This is a genomic window from Pseudomonas sp. BS3767 (assembly GCF_900099665.1).
Classification (GTDB): domain Bacteria; phylum Pseudomonadota; class Gammaproteobacteria; order Pseudomonadales; family Pseudomonadaceae; genus Aquipseudomonas; species Aquipseudomonas cerasi.
The window spans coordinates 237,461-253,210 of record NZ_FNCX01000008.1 but is presented as its reverse complement, the minus strand read 5'-3'; the positions used below and the strand labels follow the sequence as shown (position 1 = coordinate 253,210).

Annotated in this window: 14 protein-coding genes; 11 read left to right on the top strand and 3 right to left on the bottom strand. The window is 58.5% G+C overall.

Annotated features, from left to right (window positions below; translation table 11 throughout):
• The first annotated feature begins 15 nt into the window (after positions 1-15).
• From apaG to BLR16_RS21740, 7 genes are all read left to right on the top strand, one after another.
• Positions 16-396 carry a Co2+/Mg2+ efflux protein ApaG gene (gene apaG / locus BLR16_RS21770; RefSeq protein WP_003316251.1) on the top strand — a complete coding sequence of 127 codons (381 nt, stop codon included), beginning with the start codon at positions 16-18 and terminating at the stop codon, positions 394-396.
• Positions 396-1,271, top strand: coding sequence for a symmetrical bis(5'-nucleosyl)-tetraphosphatase (locus BLR16_RS21765; protein WP_074807379.1), 876 nt, complete (start codon positions 396-398; stop codon positions 1,269-1,271). The genes apaG and BLR16_RS21765 overlap by 1 nt, the downstream gene beginning before the upstream one ends.
• A gap of 23 nt (positions 1,272-1,294) precedes the next feature.
• Positions 1,295-1,615, top strand: coding sequence for a thiosulfate sulfurtransferase GlpE (gene glpE / locus BLR16_RS21760; RefSeq protein WP_003372784.1), 321 nt, complete (start codon positions 1,295-1,297; stop codon positions 1,613-1,615).
• A gap of 287 nt (positions 1,616-1,902) precedes the next feature.
• The gene (locus BLR16_RS21755) at positions 1,903-3,825 is read left to right on the top strand and encodes a PrkA family serine protein kinase (protein WP_003372786.1); all 1,923 of its coding nucleotides are present in this window, start codon (positions 1,903-1,905) and stop codon (positions 3,823-3,825) included.
• 121 nt (positions 3,826-3,946) lie between these two features.
• Positions 3,947-5,218 (top strand): YeaH/YhbH family protein, encoded by a 1,272-nt coding sequence (locus BLR16_RS21750; RefSeq protein ID WP_003433255.1) that lies wholly within the window; start codon positions 3,947-3,949, stop codon positions 5,216-5,218.
• Entirely contained in the window at positions 5,215-6,777 is a 1,563-nt protein-coding gene (locus BLR16_RS21745; protein WP_003433256.1) for a SpoVR family protein, read from the top strand. Before BLR16_RS21750 ends, BLR16_RS21745 begins: the two co-directional genes overlap by 4 nt.
• 97 nt (positions 6,778-6,874) lie before the next feature.
• Positions 6,875-8,104 carry a multifunctional CCA addition/repair protein gene (locus tag BLR16_RS21740; protein WP_065348944.1) on the top strand — a complete coding sequence of 410 codons (1,230 nt, stop codon included), beginning with the start codon at positions 6,875-6,877 and terminating at the stop codon, positions 8,102-8,104.
• Positions 8,105-8,223: 119 nt separating this feature from the next.
• Here the strand turns inward: BLR16_RS21740 and folK are convergent, their stop codons facing one another.
• Both folK and folB read right to left on the bottom strand, forming a co-directional pair.
• A complete protein-coding gene (gene folK, locus BLR16_RS21735) occupies positions 8,224-8,748 on the bottom strand; it encodes a 2-amino-4-hydroxy-6-hydroxymethyldihydropteridine diphosphokinase (RefSeq protein ID WP_003351503.1) in 525 nt (174 codons plus the stop codon).
• Positions 8,739-9,092 carry a dihydroneopterin aldolase gene (gene folB / locus BLR16_RS21730; protein WP_003316242.1) on the bottom strand — a complete coding sequence of 118 codons (354 nt, stop codon included), beginning with the start codon at positions 9,090-9,092 and terminating at the stop codon, positions 8,739-8,741. Before folB ends, folK begins: the two co-directional genes overlap by 10 nt.
• A gap of 74 nt (positions 9,093-9,166) precedes the next feature.
• Here folB and plsY point away from each other — a divergent pair, with 74 nt between their 5' ends.
• A complete protein-coding gene (gene plsY / locus BLR16_RS21725) occupies positions 9,167-9,736 on the top strand; it encodes a glycerol-3-phosphate 1-O-acyltransferase PlsY (RefSeq protein ID WP_024663250.1) in 570 nt (189 codons plus the stop codon).
• A 23-nt stretch (positions 9,737-9,759) separates the two neighbouring features.
• On the opposite strand, the gene tsaD is transcribed toward plsY, so the two are convergent.
• Entirely contained in the window at positions 9,760-10,785 is a 1,026-nt protein-coding gene (gene tsaD, locus BLR16_RS21720) for a tRNA (adenosine(37)-N6)-threonylcarbamoyltransferase complex transferase subunit TsaD (RefSeq protein ID WP_003372796.1), read from the bottom strand.
• 198 nt (positions 10,786-10,983) lie between these two features.
• Between tsaD and rpsU the strand changes: the two genes are divergently transcribed.
• The 3 genes from rpsU (at position 10,984) to rpoD (ending at position 15,553) form a co-directional block, all read left to right on the top strand.
• A complete protein-coding gene (gene rpsU, locus BLR16_RS21715) occupies positions 10,984-11,199 on the top strand; it encodes a 30S ribosomal protein S21 (protein ID WP_002551877.1) in 216 nt (71 codons plus the stop codon).
• A gap of 480 nt (positions 11,200-11,679) precedes the next feature.
• Positions 11,680-13,635, top strand: coding sequence for a DNA primase (dnaG, locus tag BLR16_RS21710; protein WP_003411786.1), 1,956 nt, complete (start codon positions 11,680-11,682; stop codon positions 13,633-13,635).
• A 67-nt stretch (positions 13,636-13,702) separates the two neighbouring features.
• A complete protein-coding gene (gene rpoD, locus BLR16_RS21705; protein ID WP_003411788.1) occupies positions 13,703-15,553 on the top strand; it encodes an RNA polymerase sigma factor RpoD in 1,851 nt (616 codons plus the stop codon).
• Positions 15,554-15,750: the final 197 nt, after the last annotated feature.

Here is a 15,750-nt window from a genome sequence, read left to right as displayed (position 1 = left end):
TTCAAGGCCTATTGCATGCCCGATTCTCGTTACAAGGTCGACGTCAGCGTCGTCACACGCTTCCTCTCGGAACAGTCACAACCCGAGCAGAACCGCTTCGCTTTCGCCTACACCATCACCGTGCACAACAACGGCGAGTTGCCTGCCCGGCTGCTGTCGCGGCACTGGGTCATTACCGACGGTGATGGCAATGTCGAGGAAGTACGGGGCGAAGGCGTGGTTGGCCAGCAGCCACTGATCAAGGTCGGCCAAAGCCATACCTACAGCAGTGGTACGGTCATGACCACCAAAGTCGGCAATATGCAGGGCACCTACCAGATGCTTGCCGAAGACGGCAAACGCTTCGATGCCGTTATCGAGCCTTTCCGTCTGGCCGTTCCGGGCTCGCTGCACTGATGGCAGTGTACGCCGTGGGTGACCTGCAAGGCTGCCTCGAACCTCTGCAATGCCTGCTCGAGCACGTCCACTTCAACCCGGAGCAGGATCGCCTCTGGCTGGTGGGAGACCTCGTCAATCGTGGCCCGCAATCGCTGGAAACGCTTCGCTATCTGTACAGCATCCGCGAATCGCTGGTGTGCGTGCTCGGCAATCATGACCTGCACCTGCTGGCAGTGGCCCGTAAAAAAGAGCTGCTGAAGAAAGGCGACACGCTGCTTGAAATCCTTGAAGCGCCTGACCGCGACGACCTGCTCGGCTGGGTACGCCAGCAAAAGCTCATGCATTACGATGCAGAACGCAATGTCGCTATGGTGCATGCCGGTATCGCGCCGCAGTGGACGCTGAAAAAAGCCTTGAAGCACGCCGCCGAAGTCGAGCACGCGCTGCAGGACGAACAGTTGTACGGCGCCTTTCTCGACGGCATGTACGGCAATGAACCAGCCAAGTGGGACAACGACTTGCAAGGCGTAACGCGTCTGCGGGTCATCACCAACTACTTCACCCGCATGCGCTTCTGCACCAGCGAGGGCAAGCTCGACCTGAAGAGCAAGGAAGGTGTCGGCACCGCGATACCTGGCTACGCGCCCTGGTTCAGCCATCAGAGCCGCAAGACCCGAAACGTGAAAATCATTTTCGGCCACTGGGCTGCACTGGAAGGTCGCTGCGACGAACCGGACGTCTTTGCCCTCGACAGCGGATGTGTCTGGGGCGGCTCGATGACGCTGCTCAATGTCGATACGCTTGAACGTCATCAGTGCAATTGCGATGCTATCGGCAATGCCGCCGACGGGCTTGTTACCCGCGTGCAAACCGGCGCTACTCCCCTTTCGTAACCTCAGGCTCAGGAGCCCAGGCAATGACTGAATTCAAACGTATCCCACCTGAACAGGCGCAGGCTCTGCGCGAGCAAGGCGCCGTGCTGGTCGATGTTCGGGATCCACAGGCTTTTCAGAGCAATCACATTCCCGATTCCGTGCATCTGGACAACCACTCGATCGCCGACTTCATCCGCGAGGCCGACCTGGACAAGCCGTTGGTGGTCGTCTGTTACCACGGCAACTCCAGCCAGAGCGCTGCAGCTTATCTGGTCGGCCAGGGTTTCTCCGATGTGTACAGCGTTGACGGTGGTTTCGAGCTGTGGCGCGCCACTTACCCGCAAGAAACCGTGCAAGGCTGATAGAAAATATTTTTATGACAGCTGATCCCGCGTTCTACGCGGGCTCGCGAGCCATCTGACGAACGGTCACCCCCTCTTCTCGCGCATCCCTTCTTTATCTTTCCGAATCCGAACTATCCTTAGCCTAGGCCATCCGTATTCAGGGGAGAGCCGGTACACCGGCGCGTGGGTCATCGGTAGTTACTTTTAAGGTGTTCTGGGGGGAAACAGCAGCCGTAGTGCTACGGTTGTTGCCAGCATCGACTGACGATCCGCCGCCGGCTCCACGTATCGAGCGAGGTGACGTCATGAGTATATTCAGCCACTTCCAACAACGCTTCGAAAGCACGAGGCAAGAAGAGCTCTCGCTACAGGAGTATCTGGAGCTCTGCAAACAGGATCGTAGCGCCTATGCCTCTGCCGCAGAACGCCTTCTGCTGGCTATAGGCGAACCTGAACTGGTGGATACCTCCACCAACTCCAGGCTGTCGCGCATTTTCTCCAACAAGGTCATACGCCGCTATCCGGCCTTTGCCGACTTCCACGGAATGGAAGAATGCATCGACCAGATCGTTTCGTATTTCCGCCATGCCGCCCAAGGCCTGGAAGAGAAGAAGCAAATCCTGTATCTGCTCGGCCCGGTGGGCGGCGGTAAATCGTCCCTGGCGGAAAAACTCAAGCAACTGATCGAAAAAGTACCGTTCTACGCCATCAAGGGCTCGCCCGTCTTCGAATCGCCCTTGGGCTTGTTCAACGCCACCGAGGACGGCGCGATCCTCGAAGAAGACTTCGGGATTCCGCGACGCTACCTGAGCACCATCATGTCGCCCTGGGCAACCAAACGCCTGGCCGAATTCGGCGGTGATATCAGCCAGTTCAAGGTCGTGAAGCTCTACCCTTCTATTCTCAATCAGATTGCCGTGGCGAAAACCGAACCCGGCGATGAAAACAACCAGGACATCTCTGCGCTGGTCGGCAAGGTGGATATCCGCAAACTGGAAGAATTCCCGCAGAACGACGCCGATGCCTATAGCTACTCGGGCGCGCTGTGCCGGGCCAACCAGGGCCTGATGGAATTCGTCGAGATGTTCAAGGCGCCGATCAAGGTCCTTCACCCGCTGCTCACCGCAACCCAGGAAGGCAACTACAACAGTACCGAAGGGCTGGGCGCGATACCGTTCAACGGTATCCTGCTGGCGCACTCCAACGAATCGGAATGGCACAGCTTCCGCAACAACAAGAACAACGAAGCCTTCATCGACCGTATCTACATCGTGAAGGTGCCGTACTGCCTGCGTGTCAGCGACGAGATCAAGATTTACGACAAGCTGCTGTTCAACAGTTCGCTGTCCAAGGCGCATTGCGCGCCGGACACTCTGAAAATGCTCGCGCAGTTCACCACGCTGTCGCGCCTCAAGGAGCCGGACAACTCCAACATCTACTCCAAGATGCGCGTGTATGACGGCGAGAACCTGAAAGACACCGACCCGAAAGCCAAGTCGATTCAGGAATACCGCGACAGCGCGGGCGTCGACGAAGGCATGAATGGCCTGTCGACCCGCTTCGCGTTCAAGATTCTGTCCAAGGTCTTCAACTTCGATCCGCACGAAATCGCGGCCAACCCGGTGCATCTGCTTTACGTACTGGAACAGCAGATCGAACAGGAGCAATTCCCTGCCGAAACGCGCGAACGCTATCTGCGCTTTATCAAGGAATACCTGGCACCGCGCTATATCGAGTTCATCGGCAAGGAAATCCAGACGGCGTACTTGGAATCCTACAGCGAGTACGGTCAGAACATTTTCGACCGCTACGTGTTGTATGCGGACTTCTGGATTCAGGATCAGGAATACCGCGATCCGGAAACCGGCGAGATACTCAACCGCGTGGCCTTGAACGAGGAGCTGGAAAAGATCGAGAAACCGGCTGGCATCAGCAACCCGAAAGATTTCCGCAACGAAATCGTCAACTTCGTGCTGCGTGCCCGCGCCAACAACAATGGCAAGAATCCTACCTGGCTCAGCTACGAGAAGCTGCGGGTGGTGATCGAGAAGAAAATGTTCTCCAACACCGAGGATCTCCTGCCCGTCATCAGCTTCAATGCCAAGGCCAGCAAAGAGGATCAGCAGAAGCACAACGACTTCGTGACACGAATGGTCGAGAGGGGCTACACGGACAAGCAGGTACGTCTGCTTTCCGAATGGTATCTGCGCGTGCGGAAATCGCAGTAAAGCAGCTGCAAGCTTCAAGCTATCAGCTGCAGGCGAAAAGCGATCGAGACCCGGGCTCGGGATCGATCGCATGCTCGCCTGCAGCTTGATGCTTACAACTTGAAGCTCCCCGGAGGAGCCTATGAGCTATGTGATCGACCGACGTCTCAACGGCAAGAACAAGAGCACGGTAAACCGGCAGCGGTTTCTGCGGCGTTACCGTGACCACATCAAGAAAGCAGTGGAGGAAGCAGTCAGCCGTCGCTCCATCACTGATATGGAACACGGCGAGCAGATCAGCATTCCCGGGCGTGACATCGACGAACCGGTCCTGCACCACGGTCGCGGCGGCAAGCAGACCGTTGTTCATCCTGGCAACAAGGAGTTCACCACAGGTGAGCACATCGCCCGCCCTCAAGGCGGCGGTGGCGGCAAGGGCCCCGGCAAGGCGGGCAATTCCGGCGAAGGGATGGATGAGTTTTCGTTTCAGATCACTCAGGAAGAGTTTCTCGAGTTCATGTTCGAAGACCTTGAGCTGCCGAATCTGGTCAAGCGCAACCTGACCGGCACCGACACCTTCAAGACCGTGCGTGCCGGGATCAGTAACGAAGGCAATCCGTCGCGGATCAACATCATCCGTACCCTGCGCTCGGCGCATGCACGGCGCATCGCGCTGTCCGGCAGCAGTCGCGCGAAACTCAGGGAGGCCACTACCGAGCTTGAGCGCATGAAGCGTGAAGAGCCGGATAACTTCGGTGATATTCAGGAACTGGAAGTAGAGATCGACCGACTGAAAGCACGCATACGTCGTGTGCCCTACCTCGACACTTTCGACCTCAAGTACAACCTGCTGGTCAAACAACCCAACCCCAGCTCCAAAGCGGTCATGTTTTGCCTGATGGACGTCTCCGGCTCCATGACTCAAGCGACCAAGGACATCGCTAAGCGTTTTTTCATTCTGCTGTACCTGTTCCTCAAACGTAACTACGACAAGATCGACGTGGTCTTCATTCGTCACCACACCAGCGCCCGCGAAGTGGACGAGGAAGAGTTTTTCTATTCCCGGGAAACCGGCGGCACCATCGTTTCCAGCGCCTTGAAACTGATGCAGGAAATCATGGCCGCACGCTACCCGAGCAGTGACTGGAATATCTACGCGGCACAGGCGTCGGATGGCGACAACTGGAACGACGATTCGCCCATCTGCCGGGAAATTCTCACCAAACAGATCATGCCTTTCGTGCAGTACTACACGTACGTGGAAATCACGCCGCGCGAGCACCAGGCCTTGTGGTATGAATACGAACGCATCGGTGAAGATTTTGCCGACACGTTTGCCCAGCAACAGCTGGTCTCTGCCGGTGATATCTATCCGGTATTCCGCGAACTCTTTCAGCGAAGGTTAGTGTCATGACCGCCAGAGAGCAGAAGCGCCAACCCCTTTCCACGGGGTCAGAGTGGACATTCGAACTGATCCGCGCCTACGACCGCGAAATCGGCAGGATTGCCGAGCGGTATGCGCTGGATACCTACCCCAACCAGATCGAAGTGATCACGGCCGAGCAGATGATGGACGCCTATGCTTCGGTGGGCATGCCGCTGGGCTATCACCATTGGTCCTACGGCAAACACTTCCTCAGCACGGAAAAGTCCTATTCTCGCGGCCAGATGGGCCTGGCCTACGAGATCGTCATCAACTCGGACCCGTGTATTGCCTACCTGATGGAAGAAAACACCATCTGCATGCAGGCGCTGGTCGTGGCCCATGCGTGCTATGGCCACAACAGTTTCTTCAAGGGCAACTACCTGTTTCGGACCTGGACCGACGCCAGCTCGATCATCGATTACCTGGTGTTCGCCAAGCAGTACATCATGCAGTGTGAGGAACGCCATGGCATCGATGCCGTGGAGGACTTGCTCGACTCCTGCCATGCGCTGATGAACTACGGTGTGGACCGCTACAAGCGCCCGTACCCGATTTCCGCCGAAGAGGAGCGCCGTCGGCAGAAGGACCGTGAGGAGCACCTTCAGCGGCAGATCAACGATCTTTGGCGCACGATCCCAAAAAATGCCGACAAAAGCAGCAAGGAAGACAATGCACGCTTCCCGGCCGAGCCGCAGGAAAACATTCTCTATTTCATCGAGAAACACGCCCCGCTGCTGGAGCCCTGGCAGCGTGAAGTGGTGCGCATCGTGCGCAAAATTGCGCAGTACTTCTATCCACAGCGCCAGACCCAGGTGATGAACGAAGGCTGGGCGACGTTCTGGCATTACACGCTGATGAATGACCTGTACGACGAAGGGCTGGTCACTGACGGCTTCATGATGGAGTTCCTGCAGTCGCACACCAGCGTGATTTTCCAGCCCGGTTTTGACAGCCCCTACTACAGCGGCATCAATCCCTACGCGCTGGGCTTTGCCATGTATCAGGACATCCGCCGGATGTGCGAAAACCCTACCGATGAAGACCGGCAGTGGTTTCCGGAAATCGCCGGCACCGACTGGCTGACGGCGATCAAGTTTGCGATGACCAGCTTCAAGGATGAGAGCTTCATCCTCCAGTACCTGTCGCCCAAGGTGATTCGCGACCTGAAACTGTTCAGCATCATGGACGACGACCAGCAGGATGACTTGCTGGTGCCCGCCATTCATGATGAAAACGGCTACCGAACCATCCGCGAGATACTTGCTGCGCAGTACAACCTGGGCAATCGGGAGCCCAATGTGCAGATCTACAGCATCGACCGCCGAGGCGACCGTTCGCTGACCCTGCGCCACCAACAGCACAATCGCAAACCGCTCGGAGAATCGACAGACGAGGTGCTCAAACACCTGCACCGGCTGTGGGGCTTTGACATCCACCTGGAAACCTTGCAGGGCGATCAAGTGGTCAAAACCCATCACGTCCCCCCGAAAGGCGAGCATGCCGACAGTGAATATCCCCGGCTTGATATGGCGGTCGTCCACCTTTAAGCGCCAGGGCAATAGCGCTTAAAACGCCTATTCATTCAGCTTTAGCCTCCGCAAGCACGGCACAAGGTTTATCCTGTCGCGCTTACGGAGGTTTTTTATGCAGATTTATAAAGTGGGCGGTGCTGTACGCGACCGTCTTCTGGGTCAACCTGTCACGGACATCGACTGGGTCGTGGTCGGCGCAAACACCGAGGACATGCTGATCAAGGGCTATCGTCCGGTCGGTACAGATTTCCCGGTGTTTCTGCATCCGCTGACCAATGAGGAATACGCGCTGGCGCGCACCGAGCGCAAGAGCGGCGTGGGCTACGGAGGCTTTGTTTTCCACGCCAGCCCCGAGGTGACGCTTGAGCAGGATTTGATTCGACGTGACCTGACGATCAACGCCATGGCGGAAGACAAGGACGGTAATTTAACCGACCCCTACAACGGCCAGAAGGACCTGGAAGCGCGGATATTGCGTCACGTTTCCCCCGCATTCGCCGAAGATCCGCTCAGGGTCTTGCGCGTGGCCCGATTCGCCGCACGTTACGCCGGTTACGGTTTTACCATTGCCCCCGAGACCCTTGGACTGATGCGACAGCTCAGTGAATCGGGCGAACTCAAGGCGCTGACTGCCGAGCGAAGCTGGAAAGAGATCTCTCGCGCACTCATGGAGGAACAGCCTCAGGTGTTCATTCAGGTGCTGCACGATTGCGGCGCGCTCAAGGAGCTGATGCCGGAGGTCGAAGCGTTGTTTGGCGTACCGCAGCCGGCGGCGCATCACCCGGAAATAGACACCGGTGTACACGTGCTCAGCGTCCTCGAACAGTCCGCACGCCACAAACACCCGCTAACGGTTCGCTGGGCCTGCCTGCTGCACGACCTCGGCAAAGGGCTGACGCCGGAAGCCGAATGGCCAAGGCACATCGCCCATGAGCACACCGGCCTGCGCCTGATAAAAGTGGTGAACGAGCGTTTTCGTGTACCCAGGGACTGCCAGGAACTGGCGCTGCTGGTCGGCCAGTACCACACGCACGGCCACCGAGCGCTGGAGCTGAAACCCTCGACCCTGCTGGAGCTGCTGCAAAGCTTCGACGTCTACCGCCGCCCGCAGCGTTTTGAAGAGTTCATTGCGGCGTGCGAGATGGACGCGCGAGGACGTCACGGCTTTGAACAACGCAGTTATCCACAGGCCGGTTACCTGCGCGGCGCAGCCGAGGCCGCACGCGCGGTATCCGTACAGCCGTTGCTGGAACAGGGTCTGAAGGGCAAGGAACTGGGTGATGCGCTGAAAAACGAGCGTTTGAAGGCACTGAAAACCTACAAGGCTGAGCACATCGCCTGACAGGCTCTTGTGCACGGTTATCGCTCCCACGCTCCGCGTGGTAGCGCAGCCCTGGACGCTCTGCGTCCGATCTTCAGCCTTGGCACGAGAAGCGTTAGAGCGGGAAGGCGCGGACACGCTCAGCTACGCAGCAAATCCTCAGGCGTCAGTGCCAGCCCGCGCCACTCGAACGCCACCGGCCAAAGCTGCTGATCAATCTGCGCATCAGCCCAAAGTTTGCTGAAGGCAATCCCTACACCAGGATGCAGACGTTCAGGGGCGATCAACGCCAATGGGCGCAGCACGAAGGCATTCTTTAAGATTTCCGCCCTCGGCAGAATCAACCCGTCGAAATTACCGACCTGCTCGCCGTACAGCAGCACATCGATATCCAGCGGCAACCCTTTGCGATCCGGGGCGTAGCGGCCATTGTCCGCTTCGATGAATTTCAGGCGCCGATCCAGCTCCATCAAGGGCAGATCGGTCAGCGCCGACACCACGAGGTTGAAGAACGGCCCGCTCTTGATACCCACGGCATGGCTCTCAAAAACCGGCGAACAGCTCAGGTCGGTCAGGAAGCCATCCAGCGCATCAAGCCCTGCTACCAAGTGGCGCTCGCGCTCGATGTTGCTCCCCAGGCCGAGGAAAATCCGCGTCAGCGACATCCGCGCTCGATCTCCACGCCCACACCGGCAGCGGCCGCTACAGCACCGGGCTTGGTCAGTTTCAGGCGCAGCCAGGGAATATTGAATTCACCCATCAGCACTTCAGCCAGTCGCTCGGCGAAGGTCTCCACCAGCTGGAACTGTGCCTGCTCGGCGAACGCCTGAATACGGGTCGAAACACTGGCGTAGTCGAGAGCCTTGCTCAGATCGTCCCCAGCAGCTGCGGGGCGATTGTCCCAGGCGAAGCTGAGGTCAAGACGCAGGCACTGACGAATGCCGCGCTCCCAGTCATAGGCGCCAATGACCGTATCGACCTCAAGCCCCTCGATGAAAACTCTGTCCAAGCACTACTCTCCACTGCACGACAAGGGCGCGATGCGCCGTTAGAATCAGGGCATCCTCGCCCGGAATGGTTCGCATGTTTTGGTTACTGGCCACCTTCGCCTACCTGCTTGGCTCGCTGTCCTTCGCCATTCTGCTCAGCCGCCTGAGCGGCAGGCCGGACCCGCGCGCCAGTGGCTCCGGCAATGCTGGCGCGACCAACATGCTGCGTCTGGCCGGAAAAAAACTCGCCATCCTGACCCTGTTCGGCGACCTCTGCAAAGGCCTGGTGCCGATCCTGATCGCCAGCGCCTGGAACATGGACACCGCACAGCAGGGCTGGATCGGCGTGTGTGCGGTGCTGGGCCATCTGTTCCCGTTGTACTTCCGCTTTCGCGGCGGCAAAGGCGTAGCGACCGCCGCCGGTGTGCTGCTGGGCCTGTATCCGCCTGCCGCCGCCCTGGCGATAGTCGCCTGGCTGCTGACGCTGTACCTGACCCGCACCAGCTCGCTCGCAGCCCTGATCGCCACACCCCTGACCCTGCCGTTGCTGGCGTGGCAGGAGCCTCATGCGTTGCTGCCGATGAGCGTGTTGACCCTGCTCATCGTCTGGCGCCATCGCGGCAATCTACGCGACCTGCTCGCCGGGCGCGAACGACATTTCTGAGGCGCAACCCGCCTCGCCTGCCGTCACAGCCCCGACAACTGCTCCATGGGCCAGCGCGCCTGCACGCTGATGCTCAAATCTTCCTTCTGTCCGGCCTGCAAACGCTGACAACCGGCAAACGCAATCATGGCGCCGTTATCGGTACAAAACTCGGGCCGTGCGTAATAGACATGCCCGCGCAAGTCGCCAAGCATGCTTTCCAGCGAGGCGCGCAGTGCCTTGTTGGCGCTCACGCCACCGGCAATCACCAGGCTCTTGAGGCCGGTCTGCTTGAGCGCGCGCTTGCACTTGATGGTCAAAGTCTCCACTACCGCCTGCTGGAAGGCCAGAGCGATGTCGCAGCGGGTTTGCTCACTGTCGTCTCCAGCGTTCCGGCATTGCTGCCAGGTATTGAGCGCTGAGGTTTTCAGGCCGCTGAAGCTGAATTCCAGCCCGGGCCGATCAGTCATCGGCCGAGGGAAGACAAAGCGCCCCGCCACGCCCTGCATGGCCGCCTTTGAAATCTCCGGGCCGCCGGGGTACTGCATGCCCATCATCTTCGCGGTCTTGTCGAAGGCCTCGCCTGCGGCATCATCCAGGGTCTCGCCCAGCAGCTCGTACTGACCGATGCCGTCGACGCGCACCAGCTGCGTATGACCGCCGGACACCAGCAAGGCGACGAACGGGAACTGTGGCGGGTTTTCTTCCAGCATCGGCGCCAGCAGATGACCTTCCATGTGATGCACGCCCAGCGCCGGGATATCCCAGGCGAATGCCAGCGCCTGAGCGCACGAAGCGCCGACCAGCAAGGCGCCGACCAATCCAGGGCCGGCCGTGTAGGCAATGGCGTCGATATCCGTGGCCACGCAGTCCGCCTCGGCCAGTGTCTGGCGAATAAGGGGCAGCATGCGCTTGACGTGATCGCGTGAAGCCAGCTCCGGCACCACACCGCCATAGGCACGATGCAGGTCGATCTGGCTGAATAATGCGTCCGCAAGCAAACCGCGTTCGCTGTCGTACAATGCGACGCCGGTTTCGTCGCAGGAGGTTTCTAATCCCAGTACTAGCATGGGGTTGCGCCTTGTAGGGGGCAGATTTGAAGGCGCGCATAATAGTCGCCGACCGAGGTGCCGACCAGCGGTTTTCGATCAGAGGCTTTGCATTCCTCTCAATGAGGGGTTAACATCCGCAACCCTTAAAAACCGACGTACTTTTGTGCAGTGTTTGCACTGAGCGTTGACCCCGGTAATGAATGAAGGTAGCTCTGGATGCCAGCCGTCAAAGTTAAAGAGAACGAACCCTTCGACGTAGCTCTGCGTCGTTTCAAGCGCTCCTGCGAAAAAGCCGGTGTTCTGGCTGAAGTTCGTAGCCGCGAATTTTACGAGAAGCCGACTTCGGAGCGTAAGCGCAAGGCAGCAGCTGCTGTCAAACGCCACGCCAAGAAAGTCCAGCGCGAACAGCGCCGCGCCGTTCGTCTGTATTAATTTACAGACCTTCGTCGCAAGCTTCTGCCTTGCCCGGCCAACCAGCCGGGCTGTCGGCAGTTACAGCTTCGCTGTTTTGCGTTCGCTTTATTGATTGATCCTGTCCAGGCCGCCGATGCGACTCGGATATGTCAGTCAAGCACGTCCAGCCTGTTCACAGGCTACATCGGTCATGCCCACTCGGGCAGCACATCGACCGATGACCAGACGAGTATGCCTTGATGACTTCGCAAGAAGCTCAGCCAAGGCAGCGTCTTCCGTGCCTTCAGGCTCTGACCACTTCTCGTGGACAACGAAGCTTGCGGCCTTTCTGATCCACTCGCGGGATCAAGCTTTATCCCTTTCAGGCCAACACCGCCCTTCGGATGCAAAGACGTGCCCGTTTATTGCCAACGTCTTCAAAAAGACGGCTGACAGGCTGACGGAACGCTCGTAGAGTCATCCGATACTTTTGCACCACGCTTGAATGATGAGAACGCCATGGCCGGGCTGATTCCCCAGAGCTTTATCGACGACCTTCTGAACCGCACCGATATAGTCGATGTTGTCAGCTCGCGCGTGCAGCTCAAGAAAGCCGGGAAGAATTACACCGCGTGCTGTCCGTTCCACAAAGAGAAAACACCCTCTTTCAGCGTCAGCCCGGACAAGCAGTTCTATTACTGTTTCGGTTGCGGCGCAGGTGGCAACGCGCTCGGCTTCATCATGGACCACGACAACCTGGACTTCCCCCAGGCCGTCGAGGACCTGGCCAAGGCCGCCGGCATGGAAGTGCCTCGCGAACAGAGCGTAAAAGGCCAGAAGCCCCGGCAACCGACCGATTCCCCGCTCTACCCGCTGCTGACCGCCGCAGCCGAGTTCTACCGTCAGGCCCTGAAAAGCCACCCGTCACGCAAGGCTGCGGTGGATTACCTCAAGGGCCGCGGGCTGTCCGGCGAAATCGCCAGGGACTTTGGCCTGGGCTTCGCCCCTCCCGGCTGGGACAACCTGTACAAGCACCTGAGCAGCGACTCATTGCAGCAAAAGGTGATGATCGATGCCGGCCTGCTGATCGAGAACGCCGAAACCGGCAAACGCTACGACCGCTTCCGCGACCGGGTGATGTTTCCGATTCGCGATTCACGCGGGCGCGTCATTGCCTTTGGCGGCCGCGTACTGGGTGATGACAAACCCAAGTACCTGAACTCCCCGGAAACACCGGTTTTCCACAAGGGTCAGGAGCTGTACGGGCTGTTCGAGGCGCGCAAATTCAATCGCAACCTCGATGAAATCATCGTCGTCGAAGGCTACATGGACGTCATCGCCCTGGCCCAGCAAGGCTTGCGCAATGCCGTGGCGACGCTGGGTACTGCGACCAGCGAAGAGCACTTGAAGCGCCTGTTCAGGGTCGTGCCTAACGTGCTGTTCTGCTTCGACGGCGATCAGGCCGGGCGTAACGCCGCGTGGCGGGCACTGGAAGCGACCCTGTCGAACCTGCAGGACGGACGCCGGGCGCGCTTTCTGTTTCTTCCCGAGGGCGAAGACCCGGACACGCTGGTGCGCTCCGAGGGCACCGATGCGTTCAAGGCACGTATCAATCAGCACGCGCAGCCGCTGGCCGATTATTTTTTCGAGCAACTGACCAAAGAGTCCGACCCGCGCTCGCTGGAGGGCAAGGCGCACATGGCCACCCTCGCGGCGCCATTGATCGACAAGGTGCCCGGCGCGAACCTGCGTATTCTGATGCGTCAGCGCCTGACCGAAATTACCGGGCTGACCGGCGAGGCCGTCAGCCAGCTGGTGCAGAGCGCGCCGGCAGAGGCGCCACCGAGTTACGACCCGTATGTCGACTACGACGCCATGCCTGATTTTGCCGATTACCAGCCACAAGGCGGTTACGAGCCTCAACAGGAATGGACGCAGAAGAAAACCGGCGGTCCGAATCAAAAAAAATGGGACAACAAATCCTGGGGCAAAAAAGGCAAGCGCCAGGACTTCGAACCTCGCACGCCGCGCGTCCCCACCGCCGTCGAGCCGCCCATGCAGGCCGCACTGAGAACCTTGCTGCATCACCCCGAATTGGCGGAAAAGGTCGAAAATGCCAGCCATTTCGCTGCAGAAGACCAATCCAACGCACAACTGCTGGTCGCTCTTATCGAGGCCAGGCAAAAGAATCCGAACCTTCGGTCGTTACAGTTGATAGCGCGATGGCACGGGACTGAGCAGGGCCGTTTGCTGCGCGCACTGGCAGAAAAGGAATGGCTGATTGAGGCCGACAACCTTGAACAACAGTTTTTCGACACTATAACTAGCTTATCCGCTCGCCAACGCGAGCGCAGTCTGGAACATCTGATCAGCAAGGCTCGGCAGACCGAGCTGAGCGCAGAAGAGAAAATTCAGCTTAGGGAACTGCTAAATCGCAATGTTCCCGCACAAACCCCGACCTCAACTGGCGCGTGAGGTCATAGCTCGGGTATAATCCTCGGCTTGTTTTTTGCCCGCCAAGACCTTCAGTGGATAGGGTGTTATGTCCGGAAAAGCGCAACAGCAATCTCGTATCAAAGAGTTGATCACCCTGGGTCGTGAGCAGAAGTATCTGACTTACGCAGAGGTCAACGACCACTTGCCCGAGGATATTTCAGATCCCGAGCAGGTGGAAGACATCATCCGCATGATCAACGACATGGGGATCCCGGTACACGAGAGTGCTCCGGATGCGGACGCCTTGATGCTGGCCGACGCCGATACCGACGAGGCAGCCGCAGAAGAAGCGGCTGCAGCGTTGGCAGCGGTCGAAACCGACATCGGTCGTACCACCGATCCTGTTCGTATGTACATGCGGGAAATGGGCACCGTTGAACTTCTGACCCGTGAAGGCGAAATCGAAATCGCCAAACGTATCGAAGAAGGCATCCGTGAAGTGATGGGCGCAATCGCGCACTTCCCAGGCACGGTTGACCACATTCTCTCCGAATACACACGCGTCACCAGTGAAGGCGGTCGCCTTTCCGATGTTCTGAGTGGCTATATCGACCCGGACGACGGCATTGCGCCGCCTGCCGAAGTCCCGCCGCCTGTCGATCCCAAGGCCGTCAAGGCCGAAGGTGCCGATGACGACGAGGAAGAGTCGGCAGACGCCAGCGACGAAGAAGACGAAGTCGAGAGCGGTCCTGATCCGGTCATCGCCCAGCAGCGCTTCGGTGCGGTTTCCGATCAAATGGAAATCACCCGCAAGGCCCTGAAGAAATTTGGTCGCGACGACAAGCACGCCATTGCCGAAATGGTTGCACTGGCCGAACTGTTCATGCCGATCAAGCTGGTTCCAAAACAGTTTGAAGGCCTGGTTGAGCGTGTACGCGGTGCCCTTGAGCGTCTTCGTGCCCAGGAACGCGCCATCATGCAGCTGTGTGTACGTGATGCACGTATGCCGCGCGCCGACTTCCTGCGCCAGTTCCCGGGCAACGAAGTTGACGAAAGCTGGACTGACGCACTGGCCAAGGGCAAGAGCAAATACGCCGAAGCTATCGGTCGCCTGCAGCCTGACATCCAGCGTTGCCAGCAGAAGCTGTCCGCACTGGAAGAAGAGACCGGCCTGAAAATCGCCGAGATCAAGGACATCAACCGTCGCATGTCGATCGGTGAGGCCAAGGCCCGCCGCGCGAAGAAAGAGATGGTTGAAGCGAACCTGCGTCTGGTGATCTCCATCGCCAAGAAGTACACCAACCGTGGCCTGCAATTCCTCGATCTGATCCAGGAAGGCAACATCGGCTTGATGAAGGCTGTGGACAAGTTCGAATACCGTCGTGGCTACAAGTTCTCGACCTATGCCACCTGGTGGATCCGTCAGGCGATCACTCGCTCGATTGCCGACCAGGCACGCACCATTCGTATTCCGGTGCACATGATCGAGACGATCAACAAGCTCAACCGTATTTCCCGGCAGATGTTGCAGGAAATGGGTCGCGAACCGACCCCGGAAGAGCTGGGTGAACGCATGGAAATGCCTGAGGATAAAATCCGCAAGGTATTGAAGATCGCGAAAGAGCCGATCTCCATGGAAACCCCGATCGGTGACGACGAAGATTCGCACCTGGGTGACTTCATCGAAGACTCGACCATGCAGTCGCCAATCGATGTCGCCACTGTCGAAAGCCTGAAAGAAGCGACACGCGAAGTGCTGTCGGGGCTTACTGCCCGTGAAGCCAAGGTTCTGCGCATGCGTTTCGGCATCGATATGAATACCGACCACACCCTTGAAGAGGTTGGTAAGCAGTTCGACGTAACCCGCGAGCGGATTCGTCAGATCGAAGCCAAGGCACTGCGCAAGCTGCGTCACCCGACAAGAAGCGAGCACCTGCGCTCGTTCCTCGACGAGTAATCGCACCAGCGAGTCAACAAGACCCCCGGCATGCCGGGGGTTTTGCGTTTCCGGGCAGAAGAAAATTCAAACTTTGCAGGCCCAGTCGTCAATTGACCAAAACAAGAAGAGGTCAGACGTCAGTCTAATTGCAGCGCCTGACAAATTGACCTACAACTATGTATCACACCAGACAACAGCGCTCTTCAAATCAAGCC

Coding starts and splice junctions, on each gene's coding strand:
- BLR16_RS21745 (WP_003433256.1), top strand. CDS start 5,215: ATGACCGCCAGAGAGCAGAAGCGCCAACCCCTTTCCACGGGGTCAGAG.
- folK (WP_003351503.1), bottom strand. CDS start 8,748: ATGTCGCTGACGCGGATTTTCCTCGGCCTGGGGAGCAACATCGAGCGC.
- apaG (WP_003316251.1), top strand. CDS start 16: ATGCCCGATTCTCGTTACAAGGTCGACGTCAGCGTCGTCACACGCTTC.
- BLR16_RS21750 (WP_003433255.1), top strand. CDS start 3,947: ATGAGCTATGTGATCGACCGACGTCTCAACGGCAAGAACAAGAGCACG.
- plsY (WP_024663250.1), top strand. CDS start 9,167: ATGTTTTGGTTACTGGCCACCTTCGCCTACCTGCTTGGCTCGCTGTCC.
- rpsU (WP_002551877.1), top strand. CDS start 10,984: ATGCCAGCCGTCAAAGTTAAAGAGAACGAACCCTTCGACGTAGCTCTG.
- glpE (WP_003372784.1), top strand. CDS start 1,295: ATGACTGAATTCAAACGTATCCCACCTGAACAGGCGCAGGCTCTGCGC.
- tsaD (WP_003372796.1), bottom strand. CDS start 10,785: ATGCTAGTACTGGGATTAGAAACCTCCTGCGACGAAACCGGCGTCGCA.
- dnaG (WP_003411786.1), top strand. CDS start 11,680: ATGGCCGGGCTGATTCCCCAGAGCTTTATCGACGACCTTCTGAACCGC.
- BLR16_RS21765 (WP_074807379.1), top strand. CDS start 396: ATGGCAGTGTACGCCGTGGGTGACCTGCAAGGCTGCCTCGAACCTCTG.
- BLR16_RS21755 (WP_003372786.1), top strand. CDS start 1,903: ATGAGTATATTCAGCCACTTCCAACAACGCTTCGAAAGCACGAGGCAA.
- BLR16_RS21740 (WP_065348944.1), top strand. CDS start 6,875: ATGCAGATTTATAAAGTGGGCGGTGCTGTACGCGACCGTCTTCTGGGT.
- rpoD (WP_003411788.1), top strand. CDS start 13,703: ATGTCCGGAAAAGCGCAACAGCAATCTCGTATCAAAGAGTTGATCACC.